At 49.6% G+C, this 14,064-nt stretch carries 18 protein-coding genes and 1 tRNA gene; 12 read left to right on the top strand and 7 right to left on the bottom strand.

The window, feature by feature from the left end:
* The first annotated feature begins 49 nt into the window (after positions 1-49).
* Positions 50-145, top strand: a tRNA-Sec gene (locus VGK02_07980).
* A gap of 177 nt (positions 146-322) precedes the next feature.
* On the top strand, positions 323-475 hold the full coding sequence (locus tag VGK02_07975) for a DUF2158 domain-containing protein (GenBank protein ID HEY3374981.1): 153 nt from the start codon (positions 323-325) through the stop codon (positions 473-475).
* 18 nt (positions 476-493) lie between these two features.
* Here VGK02_07975 and VGK02_07970 read toward each other — a convergent pair whose 3' ends face one another.
* Together VGK02_07970 and VGK02_07965 are read right to left on the bottom strand one after the other, a co-directional pair.
* Positions 494-847 carry a tyrosine-type recombinase/integrase gene (locus VGK02_07970; protein ID HEY3374980.1) on the bottom strand — a complete coding sequence of 118 codons (354 nt, stop codon included), beginning with the start codon at positions 845-847 and terminating at the stop codon, positions 494-496.
* A 191-nt stretch (positions 848-1,038) separates the two neighbouring features.
* Positions 1,039-1,449, bottom strand: coding sequence for an N-terminal phage integrase SAM-like domain-containing protein (locus VGK02_07965; GenBank protein ID HEY3374979.1), 411 nt, complete (start codon positions 1,447-1,449; stop codon positions 1,039-1,041).
* A gap of 293 nt (positions 1,450-1,742) precedes the next feature.
* Here VGK02_07965 and VGK02_07960 point away from each other — a divergent pair, with 293 nt between their 5' ends.
* On the top strand, positions 1,743-1,913 hold the full coding sequence (locus VGK02_07960) for a hypothetical protein (GenBank protein HEY3374978.1): 171 nt from the start codon (positions 1,743-1,745) through the stop codon (positions 1,911-1,913).
* A gap of 162 nt (positions 1,914-2,075) precedes the next feature.
* On the top strand, positions 2,076-2,489 hold the full coding sequence (locus VGK02_07955) for a GNAT family N-acetyltransferase (protein ID HEY3374977.1): 414 nt from the start codon (positions 2,076-2,078) through the stop codon (positions 2,487-2,489).
* A gap of 512 nt (positions 2,490-3,001) precedes the next feature.
* Here the strand turns inward: VGK02_07955 and VGK02_07950 are convergent.
* Complete coding sequence (locus VGK02_07950) at positions 3,002-3,403, bottom strand: carboxymuconolactone decarboxylase family protein (GenBank protein ID HEY3374976.1); 402 nt, start codon at positions 3,401-3,403, stop codon at positions 3,002-3,004.
* Between the two features lie 115 nt (positions 3,404-3,518).
* On the opposite strand from VGK02_07950, the gene VGK02_07945 reads away from it, so the two are divergent.
* The 7 genes from VGK02_07945 to VGK02_07915 all read left to right on the top strand — a co-directional run bounded on the left by VGK02_07945 (position 3,519) and on the right by VGK02_07915 (position 9,169).
* Positions 3,519-5,432 carry a NapC/NirT family cytochrome c gene (locus VGK02_07945; GenBank protein HEY3374975.1) on the top strand — a complete coding sequence of 638 codons (1,914 nt, stop codon included), beginning with the start codon at positions 3,519-3,521 and terminating at the stop codon, positions 5,430-5,432.
* Positions 5,433-5,685: 253 nt separating this feature from the next.
* Positions 5,686-6,150 (top strand): Asp23/Gls24 family envelope stress response protein, encoded by a 465-nt coding sequence (locus tag VGK02_07940; protein HEY3374974.1) that lies wholly within the window; start codon positions 5,686-5,688, stop codon positions 6,148-6,150.
* Positions 6,140-6,469, top strand: coding sequence for a hypothetical protein (locus VGK02_07935; GenBank protein HEY3374973.1), 330 nt, complete (start codon positions 6,140-6,142; stop codon positions 6,467-6,469). Before VGK02_07940 ends, VGK02_07935 begins: the two co-directional genes overlap by 11 nt.
* A 3-nt stretch (positions 6,470-6,472) precedes the next feature.
* Positions 6,473-7,024 carry a hypothetical protein gene (locus VGK02_07930; GenBank protein HEY3374972.1) on the top strand — a complete coding sequence of 184 codons (552 nt, stop codon included), beginning with the start codon at positions 6,473-6,475 and terminating at the stop codon, positions 7,022-7,024.
* 24 nt (positions 7,025-7,048) lie between these two features.
* Positions 7,049-7,624, top strand: a complete 576-nt coding sequence (locus tag VGK02_07925) for a hypothetical protein (protein ID HEY3374971.1) — start codon at positions 7,049-7,051, stop codon at positions 7,622-7,624.
* Between the two features lie 20 nt (positions 7,625-7,644).
* Positions 7,645-7,821, top strand: coding sequence for a DUF2273 domain-containing protein (locus VGK02_07920; GenBank protein HEY3374970.1), 177 nt, complete (start codon positions 7,645-7,647; stop codon positions 7,819-7,821).
* Positions 7,822-7,954: 133 nt separating this feature from the next.
* Positions 7,955-9,169, top strand: coding sequence for a geranylgeranyl reductase family protein (locus VGK02_07915; GenBank protein HEY3374969.1), 1,215 nt, complete (start codon positions 7,955-7,957; stop codon positions 9,167-9,169).
* Positions 9,170-9,179: 10 nt separating this feature from the next.
* Here VGK02_07915 and VGK02_07910 read toward each other — a convergent pair whose 3' ends face one another.
* The 4 genes from VGK02_07910 to VGK02_07895 all read right to left on the bottom strand — a co-directional run bounded on the left by VGK02_07910 (position 9,180) and on the right by VGK02_07895 (position 12,840).
* A complete protein-coding gene (locus VGK02_07910) occupies positions 9,180-10,988 on the bottom strand; it encodes an adenosylcobalamin-dependent ribonucleoside-diphosphate reductase (protein ID HEY3374968.1) in 1,809 nt (602 codons plus the stop codon).
* A 9-nt stretch (positions 10,989-10,997) separates the two neighbouring features.
* A complete protein-coding gene (locus tag VGK02_07905) occupies positions 10,998-11,858 on the bottom strand; it encodes a hypothetical protein (GenBank protein HEY3374967.1) in 861 nt (286 codons plus the stop codon).
* 120 nt (positions 11,859-11,978) lie between these two features.
* On the bottom strand, positions 11,979-12,203 hold the full coding sequence (locus VGK02_07900; protein ID HEY3374966.1) for a DUF1858 domain-containing protein: 225 nt from the start codon (positions 12,201-12,203) through the stop codon (positions 11,979-11,981).
* A 166-nt stretch (positions 12,204-12,369) separates the two neighbouring features.
* Positions 12,370-12,840 (bottom strand): Rrf2 family transcriptional regulator, encoded by a 471-nt coding sequence (locus VGK02_07895; GenBank protein HEY3374965.1) that lies wholly within the window; start codon positions 12,838-12,840, stop codon positions 12,370-12,372.
* A gap of 245 nt (positions 12,841-13,085) precedes the next feature.
* Here VGK02_07895 and VGK02_07890 point away from each other — a divergent pair, with 245 nt between their 5' ends.
* Positions 13,086-13,991 (top strand): selenium metabolism-associated LysR family transcriptional regulator, encoded by a 906-nt coding sequence (locus tag VGK02_07890; protein ID HEY3374964.1) that lies wholly within the window; start codon positions 13,086-13,088, stop codon positions 13,989-13,991.
* Positions 13,992-14,064: the final 73 nt, after the last annotated feature.

Here is a 14,064-nt window from a genome sequence, read left to right as displayed (position 1 = left end):
GGCAAAATAGTATAGATTGCGATGATGGACATCCGTCATCGCTTTTTAGGGAGGTGGATTGGGCCTGGTGGCTCAGCTGGTCTTCAAAACCAGTCGGCCGGGTTAAACCTCGGTTGGTGGGTTCGATTCCCACGCACCTCCGCCAAAGTATAAACCTGTATTTAACAGGTAAAACTTAAAAGCACCAGCGTAAAATACTGGTGCTTTTTACGTATCTTCTAATGAAATACATTTTTGGTAAGCCCAGGTTAGGCATAGCAGCAGAAGGAGTTCAATTATCTATGTCGAATATATACAACGTAGAAGAGAGGAGGAGATAGCTATGGAAGAAATTAAAAAAGGCGATGTGGTTATGTTGAAGAGTGGCGGACCTCTTATGACAGTCACCGAAGTTGGTGCCAAATGCGTTTGGTTCGATGAGAATAAGCCGATGAAAGAGGTTTTTGATAAAGCTATTCTAAAGATATACAAGTAAAAGTAGTTATCAAAAACACTACTCATCAAATATTGCAGAGGATACCTTAGCAGCGCTTTCAACGTGGGTTTCGGGCATTAAGTGACCATAAATGTTCATTGTGGTTGTGATATTTGCGTGATCCATGATGGATTGAATAACTTTCGGGCGCTCACCCTTATAGATCAAGAGGCTTGCGAAGCTATGCCGGAGGTCGTGAAAGCGGATATGCTTTTCTATACCAGCATCTTTTAGCGCCTTCTTAAACGCTACCTTGGTAATATGGCCGCCGTCTATAATGCCACCCTCAGGAGTGCAAAATACAAGATCATGCTCGTTTGCTGGTGCTGTTAATTTATGGTTGAAAAGGGAAGAGGCTAAACGATCATCCATAGCTAGAACCCGGATGCTGTGTTTCGATTTAGGCTCGGAGAACTCGCTGCGATGAGCCGTCGCACAAAGATTAAATTGCGCTCAAAATCAATATCAGCCCACTTTAAAGCCTAAGATTTCACCGCGCCTATACCCGGTCATAATAGCACGGTAAACAACGTCTTATATGGCTCTTCTGCCTTTTCCAAGAGCTAGCGTATTTCTTGTGGTGTTAAGATGTACGTTTCTTTGTTTTCAAGTTTTGGGCGCTCGATCTCTTTTGCCGGGTTTTGTTTCAAGTACCCAAACTTAATCGCCCTAGCGAAGATTGTATTTAGCACTATAAGTATGGTTCTAAGCGAGCCGTTGCCAAGTTCACCCTCTTTTATATTGCCCGATAGAAATTTCTGAATCATCGACGGTGTGATACTTACCAGGTTACATTTACCAAAGTGGGGAAGTAGATAGTTATTAAGTATGCCCTCATAGCGGATAAAGGTAGAGCGCTTAAGCGAGCTCGTTTGTATGCGTGGCTCAATGTAGTCACTTAACCAGAGCTTAAGAATTTCCTCTGGTGTCGTTAAGTTTACTACCCCATGACTTCCGAATATACGGATAGGCATTATTACCACCTCTAGAGAAACCGCAGAAAAGCCATTATTATAAATACTTATAATCCCTGATAGCCTGGCAATAGTAAAGAAATGTTTACATTTCTTATACTTTTTGTCAACATTTCTTGCTAATCTAGTAAAAATCATCTAATATAAAATCATCAAGACAAACAGATTATAAGCAATAATTATAGCTTATTCCCGCCCATTACCACACTTTTGCTGTTTTAAACCTTGCAAAATTGCCGATATATAATATTAGAGTATTCCGTCATTATGGGATACAACACTGGGAGACCGAAATGGCTAAGCCTATTGAGCCAACACCAATTTTAGAGGGTAAGGACGCAGAGCGTTTTTATGAGAGCCTAAAGAATGCTAAGTATAGTGCAAAGAAAGAGGCCCAGCTTAAGCATGCTCGCGAAATCTCTAAGGAAATGCGTAGACGCTGGAAAAGCGTTCCTGCTATATAATCTCCATGACCAGTGCTACTTTCGATTCTGATAAGCTATCTTACGAGCCACTAACCGCCGATAATTTACCAGAAAATTTTGACTGTGGTGTCAAAGATCTAAACGAATTTCTTCTTGAAGATGCCATCGCGCATGCTGATCAAAAAGTAGCAACAACCACGCTTGTTTTTTTACGACAACCAGCTTATTGCCTATTTCGCACTATGTGGCGACGCAATCCGTCTAAGTACTCGAGAAAAGGCACGAATTCTTGGTGAACATCCAAAACTGGCCTATGAAGATTATCCTGCTTTAAAAATCACTCGGCTTGCCGTATGCAGCGACTATCAGAGTCATGGTATAGGACGATATTTATTAAACGGTATCGTGGGTTTTTCTCAGGACATTAACGAGGAATTTGGTGTTGCATTTAAGTTTATAGCAGTGGATGCGAAAAATGATGAGAGAAGTATTCGATTTTATAGGGATTACGGTTTCGTGGAAAATATGAGCGCATATGAAGCACCAGAGAAACCCGATGAGCCTATTAGTATGCGTTTTCTAATTGAGGATAGGGAAGAAGTGCTAGATGCTTAAAGTCTTAGTCAATTCTCCTAATCTCGTATACGCCTTTGCTGACCCGGAACGCCCAAGCAGCTTATACTGCAGCATCAGCCAAAGAAACAAAATCGGTAAATTTAATGAACTATGCAAGTGAAGAAAAGGCACGCGAAGAATTATCGAGTATAGCCTTTGAGAAGCGTGCCCATTCTTCTAACTGCCACAAGATCATAAACCCCCTCAAAGCCTTGATATGTCGTTCAAACAAGCATATTTCTTCCTCCTTCACATTAACCATAGCAAGAAAGTTCTACGCGTAGAACTTTCATCCTTTGGTTATTCCTTATTAGACCATATAAATTAATGGGTTTGGTTCCCATTTACCTCCGCCACGTAAGGCTACTTTAGGGTGGCCTTTTCTTATGCACAACTATTGCTCAATCGAGCGGTAGGATAAATTAAAACCCGCTCAACCTCTGAGCGGGTTTTTACGTCTTCTAGTTTTCTAAGTCTAACGTTTTAAGGAAATCTTAACGAAACCCCAAATGCTACGCTGCCTTCATTCCTTTGTTGGTTTGTATGAACTGGCCGATTTGCACCGCTTCATCGGTGAATTGGTCCATATCAACCATCGAGCCCTCCAGATATGTGCTCCAGCCCGATGAAAGCTTGGCGGTCAGCAATGCTTCGTCGATTTGCTCGTCGGTTGCGCCGAGCGCCATCGCCATCATGCCGTGCCAGAGCGACATATGCTCACAACTATTAGCGGCGGCAACCCCGACACCGATCAGGTGTTTTTGTATTGCCGACAGTTTAGTATTGCTGAACTCGAACGATTTCATAGTGTTCCAGTCAGATTCAAGCACCGTTTCGGGGAGTGTTACCATAAACGATGGTACCCGCCCAAGCATCTGCTCCATCTGGTCGAATATTTCTTCCCGTGTCGCCATAACTCCTCCTTCACAAATTGGCTCATGTTTACGCGACGTTATACCCACAGCAGTCGAAACATATTCACTATGAAGGTCAGTAAAGCGCACAATCCTATATGCCGATGGAACTACCATGAAGCCTTGGCCAGACTCGATGCCGGGTACCGGACGTCGCTCGTTGCACGCCGGCCGGACTAGGCAGCAGACACAACAGTCACAAAAAGTATTTATGACAGCAGCCTCATCGCTGGTGCTGCTGGTCATGATGTTTGCTGTCGGCTCAGCTGCATTTTACAGCAAGCCGGCGAACTGCGTAGTGTGTCACGAGATGAACACCTACGATCGCTCGTGGCGTGCATCTGCCCATAAGAGTATTACGTGTAATGCGTGCCACAATAAGCGCTCATCAGAAGCAAGTCTTGGTGGCCAGGCGACATTAAACCGGCTTGTCGCGCACCTCACAAAACTGCCCATCAGCTCAGCGGCGCCGGTTGATAATAATAACTGCATCAGCTGCCATCCGTCGACATTTAAAAACATCAAGACGCATGCAAGTAAAAGCGCAATAAATTTCCATCCGGCACATAGCGCAGCAGGCGTTACGTGTATCGAGTGTCATAAAGAGATCGCTCATCCCGCACCCGGCATGAGCGGAAGTGACAAACCGCAGATGAAAACCTGTATAGCGTGTCATAAGAACAAACGCCTTTCAACCGATTGCACGACGTGCCATAACGGCATAAACGCACATGTGGTAAAGATTATTAAGGCGGGTAGGCTTACGTCGGTTGATGGTAAAAACCTGGCCGGTGGCGTCTCGTGCAAAGCATGCCACACCTTTAATGCAGCCTTTGAGATGGACCATACCGGGGCGATTGAAAATGTTGGTGGATATACAGGTACTGAAACCTGTCTCAAGTGCCACATTTCAGTAGGCGGTGAGGCTTCGCATAATGTTCATGGGAAACTTACCACCAAGCAACTAACAGCTGCCGGTATCGATGCGGCGGAGAGCCGCTCGCTTAATCCGTCTATCTGGGCATATCGCCTTGAGACCGAGAGCGGCGAGATACGGAGCGGTGGCTGTGGCCGCTGTCACAGCAGCAATTCTTCTGAGAAAGCATCAGTGTCTGCCGGGGCCGCATCATCCGGCATTACACCGTCAACAACTGTCGAATGTCTGATATGCCACGCTTCGATATATGACATGAGACAGCGTAAGGTTACTACTGTAAGCGGTATAAATAAGTGGGTTGAGGATGCGAGCGCAAAAACAGCGGCATCGGTCGGCAAACCGGCCGCTCCGCAATGCCTGCGCTGTCATCAAGACTCTCTGGTTGACTTGGATGGAACGCCCTATACGGCGGCTTCCGACGTGCACGCGGCGCAGAATATATCGTGCCAAAGCTGTCACGTGGCGAGCAGCCGTAAAACAACTGGAAGCAATGTTCGTTCGTGTACATCTTGCCACGCCGATTTTAAACACGGGATTGCAAGTATCGACCTGCATACAGTGAGACTGGCCTGCCAAATATGTCACATAACCGGGGTGACCGGCTTGTCGGTTCTGGATACGACACGCGGCGCCGATCGTGACGGCGATGGTCTTTTTGAAGAAGCTGCCACCGGTGCGGCTAACAAACACCAGGAATTTTTGTGGTTTAACGGCTCTGCCGACCCGAGCGGTTGGCCCAACGCCACCCGGGAAGATAGGAAAGCCAAGATTTATCCGTTCAGGCAATATACATATGTCATCGGGTTCGATATCGTCAAAGAAACCCGCGTTACGGCAAACCCGGTCGTGTTTGCGCAAACCGGCGACTTCGCCCTCGCGGTACGAAGAGCTGCAAATGCGGCGGGCATCAAACCGCCAAAGTGGACGCGGGTCGAGCAAAAGCGAATCAGACAGCTTAACCACGGAATCAACCGCAACGGTCTTGCATGTGATGCCTGCCATTCCTCAAACGGTATGATGGACTTCAAAGCGCTCGGCTACATGAGCGACGAAATCGAAACACTGCAAGAGCACCAGAGTTACTCGAAGTAGCCATACCTCCTGTCGAACAATCAATTCTATAGACGCCATGAGCTTTTGCGGCCTTCACTTTTGCAAATATGATTTACCGTGCTTTGCTGCACTATGCGTAGAATAAGTGATAAAAATACCACCTCAACTGGCATATATAGCATCAGATGATTATAGCGCGATAAAAGAGCCTCCGGTGGCGTGGAGTTTTTTCGACGCATACTGCGGTTTTATGGGTAATAAAAAGCAACCATGAAGCGAAGGAGGTCTTTTTATGGCAGAGGCTAAAGCCAATCAACCCATGGATACCGGCGAACAGACGAGCCAATTACAAAGCCAAGGTCTGGGCAACACTACGATTTCTGATGCTGTCGTAGCAAAAATCGCCAGCATTGCGGCCCGCGAGGTGGAAGGTGTCCATGCGCTGGGCGGCACAACGGAACGCGCTATCGGCGGTGCAATTCAACGAATTACCGGGTCAAGGGGAGTACAGCGGACCGCCGGCGTCGATGTCGAAGTAGGGCAGGAAGAAGCCATCGTCGACCTTAGCATGATTGTCGACTACGGCCAAAGTATTCCTGATGTTACCAATGCAGTCAGGCAAAACGTTATGAATCAGATAAACTCGTTGACCGGGTTGCGCGCCAAGGAAGTGAACATCATCGTAAGCGATCTGTTCTTCCCACAGGAAGCGCAACAACAGCAACAACAGCAGGAAAGTGAAAGTCGTGTCGCATAATATGCTCGAGCAGAAAAAGGAGATCGCACATAGTGTTGCTACAGCGGTCAGTCGCATGAAGGGCGTCTCGCCTGTAAGCTCGGTGCCGGTCGGCGATTCGTTCCCGATTAAGTTGGATGTGCCGGGGGTATGGGTGTTCGGACCAGACTATGACCGCCGCTACACCGTAACGGTGAGCATCGCTGTTACTAAAACGCATATTCCCACAGTTGCCGACCGCTTGCGTTCTGAAATTTGGAAGGAACTTCGCGATAAGCATTTGGATGGGTTAGTAAAGAGCGTGGATATCAGCGTCGAAGACCTGATATTGGCGGTATAGGATATGAGGATATTTAACCGTGTATTGGCAACCATAATATCGATTGCGCTTATGCTCGGATCGGCGGTAGGTATACTCTACCTGATCGGGCGGCTGATAGGGGTGCCGGCGCTTATCTCTCCCGTAACCAGTTTGGAACGGTCACTGCTGTCGCTTAGCCCCGGGGCGGTTCAGGCGTTGCTGCTTGGCATATTTCTTGTATCGCTGGTGCTATTCGTGCTCGAAGTAAGACCATTCAGAGCGCCCTATGTTGTAATTCGTGAAAGCGATATGGGCTCGACCGTGGTTCCAAGGAGAGATGTCGAAAGATTCTTGCTGGATCGGCTTACCAAGGATATGCATAAGGAAGCGATAACACCGACTGACGTTGAACTTCAAGTGCATGGCGAGGCATTTGATGTTGCGACCGAACTGGAGGTACCATCGATCGCCGATAGGCAAGCTGTCCGCGCCGAAATCGAGAACGATATCAAGACTAACCTGTCTTCCCTTGGGCTCGATGATGAGCTTGAGCAGGTGAGAGCGAGAATATCAAGGATAAAGCGCGTAGCATAAATAAGCGTAGCAATAGGGGTTACCATGGATACACTAAACAGGGCACTTCTAATTGTGCTATCGGGTTTGATAGCGCTGGCAAGCCTCGTGGGCGTGCTCTTGGCGTTTCGCGTGATATCGCCGGCGCAACTGCGGGCTGTAATTCCATACCAGCGCCTCATCGCGCTGTTTCAGGCGAACTTTGTTGCCGCTGCACTTGTATCGATATTGCTCCTTATCGTAGTGTTTGCTCTTGCCGCTTTGTGGCTGCGCGGCCAGCTTTCCGCATCGGTCACGGCTATCGTGGGCGGCGAGTACGAGGTGGAGGAGAAAGGGCCGGGGACAACGGTTGTCGATTACAGCGTTGTTGAGCATTCAATTGATAATCTTATTAAACATATGCCTGGGGTGCTTGAGACAAATACTCAGATATTTTCCCAAGAGAACGGTGAACTGTTTGCACACTCGTCGCTTACGGTGCGGCGTAATACAAATCTCCAAGATCTTGACCGACGTATTGAAAAAGCGATCAACCGCGAATGGATCAATAAGCTCGGCATTAATCTTGCACGTCATGACATGACGATCCATATTGCGCAGGTTGAGCAATGGGTAGCATAACAGGTAAGGGGGTTATAATTATGACCAATACCCAGCTAGGTATCCTTTCCGGCTTTATCGTGGGCGTCGCTTGGGTGGCGTTCGGGTTTAGTGCGGTGTTGCTCGGCGTCATCCTTGCGATAGGCGGTTACTACGTCGGAAGGGTTATCGACGGGCAGATAAATCTCGAGCAAGTCATACAGCGGTACTCAAGATAGCCGGATAATTATATTTTGCGCTAGTACGACCCATCAGGCACGATAGATTGAAATGCGTAAAAACTAGGTATATTATTAGCTAGAGATTGCGCTTGGCGTTTAATCTATTATCGATAGCTTGGTGGGTTTTACTATGGAAAAATTTGATGTAGTAGTAGTTGGCGCCGGTCCTTCGGGGGCATCTACAGCCTTTTTTCTAGCTCGTCAAGGCATACATGTAGCGCTCCTCGATAAAAGCACATTTCCTCGCGACAAGATTTGCGGTGATGGCATTGGGCCGCGTGCAGCCGAAATGCTCGATAAGATGGGGTTGTACGCCTGGCTTACTTCGGGAAAATACCACCGGTGCGATAGCGCCCGTCTCTTTGCAAGCGATGGGTCGTATTTCGAAGCGCAGATCCCGGTGGAAGACTGCCGGTACCCGCATTTTCACATGGTCCCACGCCTTGAGTTCGATCACACATTACTAACAACCGCTGAGGTCGCAGGTGCCACAGTGTATACCAACCGTAAAGCTACAGGCATGCTAACCAGCGATGGGGCCATCACCGGTATTAAAGCAATTTATAACGGTGACGAGGTTGAGATCGCCTGCCGGGCGGTTATTTGCGCCGACGGAACACACGGCACATTCGCCAAGTGTACCGGTATTGAGTGTGTTAAGCCCCATGCGTTTGCTGTCAGAGCATATTATACCGGCATTAAGGGTCCGGATGACTGCATTAACGTATTTGTCGATGAGCATATTCCTGAGGGGTATGCCTGGATATTTCCAACCGGAAATTCCGGGGCCAATATCGGTCTCGGGCTGAGCACATTGGTACTCAAAGAGCGCAGTATCGACACAAAAGCGCTGATGAACTGGTTTATGGCTGAGAAAGATACGAGCCCGATTGACTTAAGCGGCGCGACAGCCCAAACCGAAATTAAAGGGGCACATTTGCGGATGGGCTATGGACGGCACGATGTTGTTGCGGATGGCGTCATGCTCGTCGGCGATGCAGCAGCGCTCATCAGCCCCTTAAGTGGCGAGGGTATAGCGTATGCCCTCGAAAGCGGGGAGCAAGCCGCGTACGCCATGAAGCGTGCGCTGGACAAAGGCGACGTATCGGCAGCATCGCTCAAGGTATACCAGGATTTTCTTGCAAAGAATTTCTTCAGCGAGCACAGGCAAGGTGAGTTCATTCGCCAGCTGTTTGCGCGCTCTAATTATAAATCGATGGATTGGATGCTCAAGAGGGGAATACAACACCCCGAGCTGGCCGGCAAGTTTGTGAGCGTTATGATGAGCACCACCCGCCCAAGCGCACTACTCACCCCCAAAGTGCTACGATACTACATGTTTTAGGATAGCTTCGCTACAACGGGCAGCAGTCTGACGCACAGCTTCCGCCGGAATACTCCGATGAAGCGGTAACCGGCGTCGCGATAATCTTGCGCTCCGCAGGTTTACCAATGTAGAGCACTTGCTCTTTCTTACTGCCGTAGCGGTAAACCGTAATACCCTTGCAGCCGAGTTCGTATGCGAGAATGTAAATATTCTTAACGTCCTCGAGCGTTGCATTTTCGGGTAGATTTACCGTTTTTGATACCGCGTTATCGACATATTTTTGGAACGCCGCCTGCATGCGGACGTGCCATTCGGGCGCAATATCGAACGCCGTAACAAAGAGCCGTCGAACATCCTCTGGTATCTGCTCAATACCCTGGATGGAGCCTTGTTTTGAGATCTCCATCATTAGTTCCCGGCTGTAAAAACCGCGCTGTTTTGCCACTCGCTCAAATACGGGGTCGACTTCGAGAAGCGTCGTGCCTTCCATTATGTTGCGGGCATAGGCAATCGCAAAAATCGGCTCAATACCGCTGGTTGCACCGGCGATAATGCTGATGGTGCCGGTCGGGGCAATAGCTGTAACCGTTGCGTTTCGCATCGCCTTGTGACCGTCGCTTGCCCGTGTGCTTTCCCCAAAATTGGGGAAGGAGCCCCACTTGTGCCCGAGCGCCACCGATGCGGCGACGGCTTCATCGCGGATGAATTTCATCACGTGCTCGCCGGTTGCTAAGGCTTCTTCGGAATCGTACGGAATTCCCAGCTCAAGGAGCATCTCCGCAAAGCCCATCACACCCAGGCCGACCTTGCGATTGCCCTTAGCCATAGCATCAATCTGCGGCAGCGGATATGTGCCGGCATCAATAACATTGTCCAAGAAATGGATGCCTGTATGCACGCTCTCCCGCAGCTTATTCCAATCGATGGTACCGTCCCGCAGCATTTTTGTGAGGTTGACCGAGCCCAAGTTGCACGCCTCGTAGGGGAGGAGCGGTACTTCACCGCAGGGGTTTGCAGCCTCAAACGAGCCGATCTTTGGCGTCGGGTTTGCCTGGTTCGCGCGGTCGATGAAAAACAGCCCCGGGTCTCCGGTCGACCAGGCGTTTGCAACGATAAGATCAAAGAGGGACCGGGCGGAAAGCCGCTTGTGTTCCTCACCGGTTCTCGGGTTAACGAGAGAAACCGGCTCGTTCCTTGCGACCGCTTCCATGAATACATCCGTTGCTGCAACCGAGAGATTAAAATTTCGAAAAACACCTTCATCGCGCTTGGCGGCAATAAATTCGATAATATCCGGGTGGTCGCTGCGTAAAATACCCATGTTGGCACCGCGCCGGCGCCCGCCTTGCTTGATAACATCGGTTCCTATGTCGAAGACGCGCATAAACGATATCGGCCCGGATGCAACCCCTTTAGTGGATTTGACGAGATCACCCTTGGGTCTGAGGCGGGAGAAGGAAAAGCCGGTTCCACCGCCGGTTTGGTGGATGATCGCCATATATTTTACAGCGTCGAAAATATCGGGGATGGAATCGTTAACGGGTATAACAAAACAGGCGGCAAGCTGCCCGAGCGACGTTCCCGCATTCATCAGCGTCGGTGAGTTGGGTAAGAACTCAAGGTTAGCCATCGCCCGGTAGAACTCGTCCTCGGTCGCTTGTATACCGGCGCTCGGATCATACCGCATATCGGGGGCGGCAATCGCTTTGGCAACACGCCTAAAGAGCTGTGCCGGCGTTTCCGTGACGTTACCCTCACTATCTTTGAGCAGATAGCGCCGGCTTAAAACCTTTGACGCGTTAACGCTCAGCTTGATTTTAGTAATTTGTCGTTTCATCTTGCATCACTAGTGGTCGCGCGACCTCGGGGTCGGCCGGCTGCGGTACGGCACCGGTACGTATTCGACCGATGGGCGTCGCTGCATGGTCTGCGGGTATAGCTCCATGAGTTCATGGTATTGCTTCGGTAGCTCACCATTTGCCGGTAGCCCTAACTCTTTAGCTTCATCGATACCGATCGGGTAGTCGTGCGTCCACCGTCCTTCGCTCAATGTTGTCGCCAGCTCGCGCGCCTTTTCTTCTGGTATCCTATCCTTAATCAACCGGTAGACGATATCGTGCACCTGGTCGATTGCCTTGCGCGAGAGGTCGGCTAAGATGAGCGTCTGGTCGTCACGGTTCTGGTTTGGAATAGCGGCCGCAGCGAGAACCGAGGCTGCCGGGACAGACCCGCCGCGCGCATCGCCGAGCTGCGGGTCGACCGGCCCAAGAACGGCGTTTGCATCCATGATTATCTCGTCGGCGGCCAGCGCAACCAGCGTACCGCCGGACATTGCGTAGTGGGGAACAAACGCGGTTACTTTCGAGGGATGTCGCTTCAACGCAAACGCGATTTGCTCCGCAGCAAGCACAAGCCCGCCCGGTGTATGCATGACAATATCAATCGGCACCTTGGGATCGGTCAGCCGGATGGCACGTAGAATCTGCTCGGAATCCTCGATGTCGATGTAGCGGGCAAGAGGAATCCCTAAAAAGCTCAACGCTTCCTGGCGGTGGATGAGCGTAATCAAGCGCGACTTTCTTTGTTCTTCAATCTTGTGCAAAAACTGCAGTCTGCGCATAACCAGAAGCCGCCGCTGGATAATAGGTACGAGAAACGACAAGATAAAGAATAACCAGATCAAGTCTGAAAAGCTAAATACCGGCATATGATATGCCTCCCTTACTCCTGTAAATTAAGTGAAACGGTAGAACTACGTACCTTCTGCAAAAAGCGAAACGGTACATAGCTACGAATCGTTTTTTACTAAGCGAAAAATCGTAGCTACTTATATATCTTCTTGCTTGACGACCGCATTGAGTTCGTCTACCAATGTGTCGGGGTTGATGCCGTGGAGCGCTGCGCCTTGCTCGAGGTTCTCGAGTCTTGAAACAGCGCATCCGAAACAGGCGAGCCCGAACCGGTGGAATACTTCAACGGTCTCCGGGTAGTTCTCAACACAATCGGCGATTGTCATATCTTTCGTTATGGCGATTCTCTTTTCATCTGTCATTGTGTCGCCTCCTTATTATTCCCAATTCAGCCTGCTTCTAAGCAGGCTATTGGTATACCTAGAAGCGGTACCCATTACCGCAGGTTGTATCTTCATAGTACCTGGTTTTTATCGTTTTGGACAGAAGTGCGTTTCTATAAATTCTTTACGCAGGCTATGCTTCCGCTTATACTTCAACCTCGATTTCGTTGCTTATGCGAGGTGCGCTCGTTGTGTGATCCACCGCGGCACCATCTTGCTTGCTGATGAGATCGGCAAGCGTAGTTGATTCGAGTACGCTCAACATCTTCGCCTGGGCTAGGCGCCATACGTCATACATCGGGCAGGCGCCTGCATGCGAACAGTCGTTTTTGCTGTGCAAGCATTCATTCAGTGCAATCGGACCTTCAAACACCTCTACAATTTGGCGCAGATTTACCCGGTGCGGGGCAACGCTTAGAAATGTTCCACCGCCGGTGCCGCGTATCGTGCCGACAAGCCCGGCACCTTTAAGTTCGACGATGACTTGGGTGAGAAACTTTTGCGGGATATCCTGCCGCACAGCGATGTCTTTTGCCATCACCGGACGCCCGCCGTAGTGTTTCGCCAGCTCCAGCATGGTTCTTGTTGCGTATTCAGCCTTTTTCGTCAGCCTCATCTCTATCTCCAGTCCTAATACTACCAAGTCTATAGACTATATAGTATTAGACGTTGCGCACCTAATCAAGCGGTAAATATTGTCGTGTAAAGGACGGTATCATGCCGGTCGATTATCTTTCCGGCATAGTTGATTATTGTTTTGTAGAACGGTTAGTTAAGTGTCCTATATCTCATTCCGATAACCTGTTATAATAAAAGCATATTTGATTAGCTTGTTTTATAAATATAAGTTATGGAGGCGCTATGAATATAAATCAACTCAGAGCATTCATTAGCATAGTTGAGAAGGGCACGTTTTCCGCTGCGGCTCGGGCTGTTGGTGTGTCTCAGCCGGCCGTCAGCCTGCAAATACAAGCGCTCGAGGAATTCTTGGGTGTTGATCTGCTCGATCGCAGAACTAAGAAAGTGCAGCTAACCGAGGCTGGAAAACTCTTCTATCCGACGGCGTTACAGATCGTCGGCCAGGTGGATAACGCCCAGCACCAGCTTGAAGAACTTGGCGAATCGGTAAAGGGACGCCTTTCGGTTGGCGGCAGCACCATCCCCGGCGAGTACGTACTGCCGAAAATTCTTGGCAAATTTAAGCAGGCATACCCGGATGTTTCCATTACGCTTCGCGTCGCCGATACCGGCGAGATTGCCGAACAGCTTGTTTCCGGTGAATTGCAGGTGGGTCTTATCGGTGCAAAACCGAGTTTGGGGCAGCTTGCCGCACGTCCGTTCTTAAATGACGAGCTGGTATTTATAGTACCGGCGGACCACGAGCTTGCCGAAAAACGCACGTTATCGCTCGATGATCTGCAAAATATAGATTTTATCCTGCGCGAACGAGGCTCAGGCACCCGGCAGACGATAGAGGGATACCTTAGCGCGCAGGGGTTAAATGTTGACGACTTAAATGTTGCAATGGAACTCGGCAGCACGGAAGCGGTTATCAACGCGGTCAGCGCCGGTCTTGGCGCGTCGATCGTATCGAAATGGGCAGCAGAGCGCTCGCTTAAGCTCGGCGAAATTACTACGGTGAAGCTTCCCGGTCCGGCGCTGACGCGTGACCTTTACCTTGTAGTCAGCAAGCATGCGCCAACCCGGTCCGGCCAGGCATTTATCTCGTTTGTTGATGAGCTCGATATAGCTTCGATTACTCCTTAGGGATTAGGCGTAGCAGGCACGAAGAATCGAAACTCTAAGCACCGGCTTTTAAAAGAAAAAGCCGGTGCTTTTT

This window comes from Candidatus Aquicultor sp. (genome assembly GCA_036504445.1).
In the GTDB taxonomy this organism is placed as follows: Bacteria; Actinomycetota; Aquicultoria; order Aquicultorales; family Aquicultoraceae; genus DASXVE01.
This window is presented reverse-complemented; position numbering and strand designations above follow the sequence as displayed.